The organism is Dehalococcoidia bacterium (assembly GCA_028711995.1).
Taxonomy (GTDB): domain Bacteria; phylum Chloroflexota; class Dehalococcoidia; order SZUA-161; family SpSt-899; genus JAQTRE01.
On the sequence record JAQTRE010000130.1, the window covers coordinates 1 to 8,181 of the forward strand.

Genomic DNA, 8,181 nt, shown 5'->3' on the forward strand with positions numbered 1-8,181 from the left:
CGCGGTGCAACATCTGGCAGGCATGCAAACCTCGGATATCATCGTGGCCATCAATGAGGACCCCCGCGCACCTATTTTTGATGTGGCCACGTATGGAATCGTCGGCGATTTGTTTGAGATCGTGCCGATGCTCACCGCCAGGATCAGGGATCGGTAGAGGAGAAGCTTTTAGCGGCCTCCGAATGCTTCGCCCCTACCGGTATGGTGGTATAATGGCATTTACAGTCCTCCAAGTAATCGTATGAGGTGAACTATGTATGAGAAAATCCTGGTCCCACTGGATGGCTCCGCGGCGGCTGAGAGATGTCTGCCCTATGTTGAAGAGATCGCTGCACGGACCGGATCGGCCATTTTTCTGATCAGCGTTTCGGAGACGGGCAATGACGATATCGATGATAAACGCTCGTATCTGGAAAGCCTCCTTGACGAGATGGAATCCGATCTTGAGGGTTTCCCCGCCAAGGACGAAACGGCGGTTTATCAGGATGTGCTAACCGGAAAGACTGCTGCCGAGATCGTGCGGTATGCCGATGAGAATGAAATCAACTTGATTGTCATGACGGCATCGGGCAGCTCGGGGGAGGGGCCGTGGCGGTTAGGGAACATTGCAGCGAAGGTCATTCGCGCCACAAACCGACCTGTTTTACTCGTCAGAAAAGAGCCCTCTGCCGGAGCCATCGAGCAAAGAAACCTTATCAAGAAAGTGTTGCTTCCGTTAGATGGGTCTGCGTTGGGGGAGAGCGCGATCCCCCAGGTGGAAGCATTGGCCAAAGCATTGGACTTTGAAGTAGTCCTGCTCCATATCCTGGATCCGGTAGTAACGGTAGATATGCCTGGTCTGGCGTCGGTTACCAGACCGACTTCGAAGCAATTGGCCAATGAGGAAGAGAAAGCCCTGGACTATCTGGGTAAGATTGAGACAGCGCTGCGGGAGAAAGGCCTCAACGTTTCCAGCCAGTTGCGTTCCGGTTCGGCGGCGGAAGAGATCATCGCTCTTGCCAAAGAAAACGGGATTGACCTCATTGCCATGTCCACCCATGGACGGTCCGGCATCAGCAAGTGGGTATTCGGCAGCGTTACCGATAAGGTCTTGCACGCTGGAGAAACCCCTGTTCTTGCCGTGAGACCTGCCGGTCGGTAGTCTGTGGCAGTGTGTCATGACGTGAATCCTCACGAATTTTGCAGGGGGAAGCAGATGGAAGAAATCGAACGCGATCAAATTCGCAAAGCGGTTAGAGATAATTACGCCAGCGTAGTCAGAAGCGGTGGTGTGGGATGTGGCTGCGGGCCATCTTGTTGTGGGGGAACGACCGATCCCGGTCAGGCGCGCGATAAATCTGCGCAGATGGGCTATTCGGAGGATGAGCTGGCTTGCGTTCCCGAAGGGGCTGATCTGGGTCTGGGCTGCGGAAATCCGCAGGCTATTGCCGCGCTAAAGGCAGGAGAGATTGTTCTGGATCTCGGAAGCGGCGCCGGGTTTGACTGTTTCCTGGCCGCGAGGGCAGTGGGGGAAATGGGAAAAGTTATCGGTGTGGATATGACGCCGGATATGTTGAGCAAGGCCAGGGCCAATGCCAAGAGCGGCGGCTACGGGAATGTAGAGTTCCGGCTGGGGGAAATCGAGCACCTGCCGGTTGCCGATGCGAGTGCGGATGTTATCCTTTCCAACTGCGTGATCAACCTTTCGCCCGATAAGCCCGCCGTTTTCAGGGAAGCCTTCAGGGTCCTCAAAAAGGGCGGCAGGCTGGCCATATCGGACGTGGTGGCTACAGCACTTTTGCCGGAGGAGTTGCGAAAAGAACTCTCCCTCTATACCGGATGCGTCAGCGGAGCAGCCACCATAGACGAAAATGAGCGCATGTTAACAGAAGCGGGATTCAAAAACATCCGCATAAATCCCAAGGATGAAAGCCGCCAGTTCATTCGAAACTGGTCTCCGGGAAACAGGATTGAGGACTACGTTGTCTCCGCGACGATTGAGGCAGTCAAACCGTAGTAGTGATGGATTCTCGCTTGTAAAAAGGGGTAGGATGGCCGACGTCGGCCATCCTACCCCTTTTTAACAGATATGGTTTTGAATGCTATTTGGTGGCCCGGACTGGAGCGCCCTTCATCTCCACCCTTTTCTCCGCTCTATTTTCCCACACCACCAGAAGCATGCTGGCAATAAAGATGGAGCTGTAGGCGCCTGATGCAATACCTACCAGCAAGACCATCAGCAAGTTCCTGATTGGATCGCCAACAAACAGCCAGACGGCTGCGGCTGCTATCAGGGTGGTCGAAACGGTGATCATGCAGCGGGTGAGGGTTTCCGTCAGGCTGGCATTGACTACCTCTTCAAATCGCGTACTCCGGTTTACTTTGCCCAGGTTCTCCCGGATCCGGTCGAAGACCACTACGGTATCGTTCACGCTGTAGCCGATGACCGTCAGGATACCAGTGACGAACATCAGGTTGACCTCCAGGTTGAGTGCACTGGCGAAGATGACGTAGAACGAGATGCAGATGACGATATCGTGAAGCATGGCTACCACTGCACAGGTGCCGTAGCGCAAGGGATTGGATACCTTGCGGAATGCCCACCAGATGTAGAGGAGCATGGCCACCGAGGCGATCACCACACCGATGATCGCGTTCCTGGCTCTCTCTTTGGACAGGGGGTCCGATACCGAACTGAGACTAGTGGTTGTCCACCCGGCCCTGCCGAAAGCTGCCTTGACTTGGTCTTGGTCCGGTCCTTTCAGCTCTTTGGTCTCGGCGTAGTATTTACCCCCGTCACCTTCCTGGATCGTAGCTTCCGAATGACCTAGGTCGCTAAGTTTGGTTTCTAGCGTGCCACGGGTTAGAGCCTCTGCATTGGCCACTGCCACCGTTATCAGGGTGCCATCGGCTACCGATTCGATACTCGATATCGTCAGTCCCTTGTCTTGCAATGCTCGCTCAATACGGCCTTGATCCTCTTCCGTCAACATGCCGGTGGTGATGGCGAAGGTGTTCCCCTCCAGTTCTTCAACGGTGGCCTCGGGATGCTTCTCATCCTCGAACCAGGTTTTCAGGTTATCTTGATTCCAGGCCTGTACGGTCATCGTTGTCCCGCCGGTGAAATCGATGCCCCAGGGAATCCCGCTGACAATGATGAAGATGACCCCGATAACCATCGGGATCACCGAACCGATGAAGAACCAGTTTTTCTTGCCCGTAAAGTCAATCATGTTATCGACCCTCCTTGGATGGCACGGGTTCCTTGGTCGTTGACATAAAAAGGGTAACGTCGTTTATTGCCTGACTTCTTCCCACAAACCGCAGCAGGGTGCGGGTGATGATCAGGGCGGAGAACATGCTCAGGATAACACCGATAGACAGCGTTGCCGCAAAGCCCTGAACGGCAGGCACAGTCAAAGCGCTGCCGACCCAGTACAGTACGCCACAGGTGATGAGTGTGGTGACGTTGCTGTCTCGAATCGCCGGCCAGGCACGGTTGAAGCCCATTTCAACCGATGCGCGAATGGACCGACCCATCCGCATTTCCTCTCGCATGCGTTCAAAGATGAGCACATTGGCATCCACCGCCATTCCGATGGAGAGGACGAAGCCTGCAATTCCGGCCAGAGTGAGCGTTACTCCCAGCGCCTTGAAGAGGCCCATCACCAGAGCCACATACATCAGCAAAGCCAAACCGGCCACCACTCCCGGCAGCCGATAGTAGAGGATCATGAACAGAATGATGATCCCGACTGCAACAGCGCCTGCTTTTTTACTCAGGTCCACAAAATCCTTGCCCAGGGTAGGACTGACATTGTCTTCCTCGATCGTGGTCAATGGCACAGGAATGCGTCCCGCGTTGAGAAGCTGCGTCAGGTCTTTGGCTTCGTTCAGTTTCATCCCCTCAATGATGCCGCTATCACTGATGGCAGCATTAACTTGCGGAGCGGAGATCAGTTGATCCCCGAGGAATATTCCGAGCTGCCGTTCCACCGATCTCTCGGGCAATGTATAAAGTTGGCTGGTTACTTGATAGAAGAGATCGGCTCCTTCGCTGTTCCACTTGAAGCGGATTTCCACGGAGCCACCGCTTTGAGGTATCCAATAATAAACTTCAGAGAAGAGCTGGCTGGTCAGATCCACAGGTTGGCCGTCTACCTCTCCGGTGACCAGGGTAGCAATATAATCGCCTGTTCCCTTGTCAACGGCCATCAACTCCGCTCCTCCTTCTACATTTGGACGAATGGCAAAATCTCCCTGTTCCGACACGGTAAACGTCTTGAATTTGATCAGGGCGGTTTCACCAATGAGTCTCTTCGCTTCATCGATATTGGCGATTCCCGGGAGTTCCACACGGATCCGGTCGCTTCCGCTCTTCTTGATCACGGGCTCGTTGACGCCATAGGCATTGATTCGCTTCTCCAGCACCTTTATCGTGTTTGAAATGGCTTCGCTCTCGCTGGTTCCTTCAGGCAGTTTGCTGAAGTCCGCCTGATAAACCAGAAGGGCTCCGCCTTTCAGGTCCAATCCCAGCTTGATCTCCTCACGATCGATGGCACTGTTGAAGCTGGACCAGAACAACGTCATGAGCGATAGGGACACCACGAGGACAATTAACCCGATAGTCAGTTTATCTTTAAGCGTCATGCTTCCTTCCCAGCTCCTTTCTCACAAAGTCGAAGGCATCTTCCTCACTTCCGATTTCCCCTGAAGCCTGGGCCTCTCTCACCGCTTCCAACAGCCTCCCGATCTGAGGTCCGGGCACCAACCCGAACTTTTCCATCAGGACATGACCATCGATGAGCTTTGGCGGTGAAACGGTGGCCTTATCTTCAAAGAATTTGGCCAGCATATATTGAGTTACCTCAACATGTTCCTGCCAGCCCTTCATTTCCAGCAACGGTCCACGGGTTGCCAGATGATCGGCCAGGCTCAGGAATAATACATCGATCCCCACTTCTCCCGTATCGCGAAAATAGCGGTAGATCGCGCGCCGGGTGGGCAGCTCTGAAGCGTTGCTGAGATGGCCCGGCCGCAAGTGGTGTTCCACCATCTCGGCCACCATCCTCGTCTCGCGCGAACTGAAACGGAGGCGCTCCAGTATAGACTCGGTTATGAGCGCACCCTCTTCGGCGTGGCCCAGAAAGCGTATCCTTCCAGTCTCATCTAATCGTTTGGTCTGCGGCTTGGCCACATCATGAAGCAGGGCCGCCAGCTTGATCAATCCCTTGCGGGTTCGACCGGCGGCAATCTCCTGGTTAAAATGATCGGCTAATTTGCCGCAAAAGGTCAAGGCGTCGAGGAGATCGCCTTTGTGCTCTAAAGCTGCCAGCAGGCGTTCTACAGCGGACACCGTTTCCAGAGAATGCTCGAAGACGTTCCAGAAGTGCTCTTTGGGCTGTTCTACTCCTTTGGAGAAGACCATCTCGGGGACGATCAGGTCGAGAAGGCCGAGTTGATCCAGATGAGAGAGGGAATCGGCAGCCCTATCCGTTTCCAGAATGCAGCACAACTCGTTCTGAATCCTCTCGCCGCTGACCTCCGCGATGAGGCCTCGATCACGCTCGATGAGGGCTTCGGTCTGGCTATCCAGGGAGAAACCCAGTTCGGCGGAGAAACGAAATGCCCGCAGAAGCCGTGCTGGATCATCGAGGAAGACAGTGTCGCTGACTGCCCTGATCGCCTTTTGTTCCAGATCACGGAGGCCTTCCAGGGGATCGATGAGCGCCACCTGGTTCCATCCCGCTTCAATTTCGCCCAGTTTCATGCCGATGGCGTTGATGGTGAAATCGCGCTTGGCCAGGTCGTTTTCGATCGATCCTCTTATAGTGGCAAAATCGAGATACCAGCGTTCCCCGTCTTGAGAGAGGACGACTCTGGCCACCTGATGGGTCTCGTCAAGCAGCACGAAGCTGGCATTGAAAGCATCGGCTACCTGTCTGGCGATCTGTACAGCATCTCCGGCAAGCGTGAGATCGATATCGTGGCTGGGGCGTTCCAGGAGGCCGTCTCTGATATAGCCGCCAACCACAAATCCCTCTATTTTTTGAGAGGCCAGAAACCTCCGCAAGCGGGTCAGAATTGCGGCGGCCTCTTTTCCGATGAACAGGCCTGCGCTTGTTTGCATGACGTCAGATGCCATTCTTAACCTGGTGCGAGCACTCGAAATGGATTGTCCGGCCGGTGAATTCACTTCGATTAGGATATGCTCTGGAGCATTCATTTGTCAAGCTGGCGAGCCTGTGCTTAATCCGTGGGCCTCTGGTGATTCGGGGCTTCATACGGAAGCAAGGCCGGGGACACTTTGGGGGGTGAAATCGCGTGGGCAACCGGCACAAAGGTTCCCGGTCGCATTACAACGAGGGTGGAGGGCTCGTGCCGCTCATAGTTTGCGTCTCAATTCCCTGGTAACTGACCGAGTCCTCAATCTTGATCGGGCTGATTGCCTTGCTATCCTTGTACCAATACTCGGTGATGGTCGATCCTACATCCCCGCCGGAAGGGGTGCTATTGCTCGTATCGACCAGGGTGTGAACGACCTTGAAGCATGGATATCCGACGCTCCCGATATCAATCACGGCGTCATCGGCAACCACTTCGGCGCGGAACGTGTTGGTCCATCCGGACAAGAAGGGAACATCGGGATCATAGGATGCCTCGTAGGTCCAGCTATCGTTGAGATGGTATGGCCAGCCGGGATAGTTCACGTACTGCGAAAAGGTGACCCAGGTAAGAGCGGTATTCACAAACTTTAGATTGGTTTGCATCACTTTCTCGGACACCATTCGCAGGTCATTCTGGCTGCGCCATATTTCATCTTCTCCCAGCGTGATCGTTGTGGAATGAACAATGGGAGCGCTGACGTTCCGCTTGGGGAATGTATTGTACAGGGTCACAGCATGAAAACACGTTTCCGAGTTCTTCGGCACCCCGGTTTCAGTCAGCCTCAGAGTGCGCTCGGTCTGATCGATAGCTCCATCGCCGCTGTCATAGGTCACCAGAAATGGCATTTCTTTTAATGCGGGCAAGTGCGAATAGCTGCTCGGTTTACGGTCTCGCGAGTAATAGACGTATGCAGGCGTAGCCACAAAGATGATCAGAAAAATCATCAGGGTGGCAATCAATACCCACCATTTCCAACCTAATTGCTTCATCCATGGCAGTACTTTCTTCATCGTATCCTTTGCGGTATGGTCGGCACATTCGTGATAGTGTCCGAAGCATCAACCTGCTCCACCAGTATATCAGTGTTATGGCTCGAGCATTCAGCCATCAGGAGAATCCCACCCTGGACAGGCCCCAAACTCCAGGAAGGGAAGCGTCCCCTTACCCGTCAGCGGGATTTTCCCGCGGGAGAATCGCTTATCCGGCAACCGGCCGGGGATACCATCAGCACTGGAACTGAAGAGTGCCTCATCACTCTTTCGGCCACACTTCCCATGACCCAGCGAGAAGGTCCCGATCTTCCGTGCGTGCTGATCACAATCAGGTCAACGCCGTTGTCTCTGGCGTAATCCAATATTGCGCCAGCCGAATCTTCGCTCGGGATTATCAACGTTTGTGCATTCAGGCCTTCCGCTTTCATTTTGTTCGCCACTTTTTTCAGGTAGATTTCCGCGTCGGCGTTCTGTTCTCCCGCTGCGTTGGCCATGGCATCCAGGCTTGTTAAGGCCGGCACATATTTATCCGTCAGGGGTTTTAACACTTGCAGCAAAACAATCTCTGGGACATTGCAGCCCGTGCCAATGGCTTTTACGTGACTGAGACTGCACTCGGCGATATCGGAACCGTCGATTGGGACGAGTATCTTCTTGTACATAGAAACAACCCTCCTTATTTCCTAATAACCAGGATTCGGCTCATCTTTTGCCTGGTGTCTTGAGGTGCTTTGGTACTATGCTATGCGATGGTGTCGGATGACGGAATTCGTATATGTCCGTATTTTTCCTCAAAACTCCCCGTAGTTTTGCTGTTTGCTCCTTGAAAACGCGCCAGCTCTCTCGGGGCACATTCTGGGGAAGGATATTACGATGAATGCGTCTCGTGGCCACTCTTTGATCAAGTTAAGGAACCTCTGATTAAGTCCCGAATCATGCGATAATAATGGCAGACTACTTCAAGGAGACCTGCCGTGATAAATGGACCCACATTTGCCAGCCTGGCCTATGACAATAAGAAGAAGAGGACTCGTCGAGAGAA

General features: G+C 53.9%; 8 protein-coding genes. 3 read left to right on the forward strand and 5 right to left on the reverse strand.

Going from position 1 to position 8,181, the window contains the following annotated elements:
* The 3 genes from PHV74_13265 to PHV74_13275 form a co-directional block, all read left to right on the forward strand.
* A partial coding sequence (locus PHV74_13265) for an electron transfer flavoprotein subunit alpha (GenBank protein MDD5095327.1) occupies positions 1–157 on the forward strand: 157 nt, incomplete at its 5' end.
* Between the two features lie 96 nt (positions 158–253).
* On the forward strand, positions 254–1,141 hold the full coding sequence (locus PHV74_13270; GenBank protein MDD5095328.1) for a universal stress protein: 888 nt from the start codon (positions 254–256) through the stop codon (positions 1,139–1,141).
* A gap of 54 nt (positions 1,142–1,195) precedes the next feature.
* Positions 1,196–1,996: an arsenite methyltransferase gene (locus tag PHV74_13275; GenBank protein MDD5095329.1), complete on the forward strand. Its 801-nt coding sequence runs from the start codon at positions 1,196–1,198 to the stop codon at positions 1,994–1,996.
* An 85-nt stretch (positions 1,997–2,081) separates the two neighbouring features.
* Here the strand turns inward: PHV74_13275 and secF are convergent, their stop codons facing one another.
* The 5 genes from secF to PHV74_13300 all read right to left on the reverse strand — a co-directional run bounded on the left by secF (position 2,082) and on the right by PHV74_13300 (position 7,801).
* Complete coding sequence (gene secF / locus PHV74_13280; protein MDD5095330.1) at positions 2,082–3,212, reverse strand: protein translocase subunit SecF; 1,131 nt, start codon at positions 3,210–3,212, stop codon at positions 2,082–2,084.
* Position 3,213: 1 nt separating this feature from the next.
* A complete protein-coding gene (gene secD, locus PHV74_13285) occupies positions 3,214–4,629 on the reverse strand; it encodes a protein translocase subunit SecD (protein MDD5095331.1) in 1,416 nt (471 codons plus the stop codon).
* Positions 4,619–6,124, reverse strand: coding sequence for an HD domain-containing protein (locus PHV74_13290; GenBank protein MDD5095332.1), 1,506 nt, complete (start codon positions 6,122–6,124; stop codon positions 4,619–4,621). The genes secD and PHV74_13290 overlap by 11 nt, the downstream gene beginning before the upstream one ends.
* A 211-nt stretch (positions 6,125–6,335) precedes the next feature.
* A complete protein-coding gene (locus PHV74_13295) occupies positions 6,336–7,157 on the reverse strand; it encodes a hypothetical protein (GenBank protein ID MDD5095333.1) in 822 nt (273 codons plus the stop codon).
* A gap of 158 nt (positions 7,158–7,315) precedes the next feature.
* The gene (locus PHV74_13300; GenBank protein ID MDD5095334.1) at positions 7,316–7,801 is read right to left on the reverse strand and encodes a universal stress protein; all 486 of its coding nucleotides are present in this window, start codon (positions 7,799–7,801) and stop codon (positions 7,316–7,318) included.
* Between the last annotated feature and the right edge of the window lie 380 nt (positions 7,802–8,181).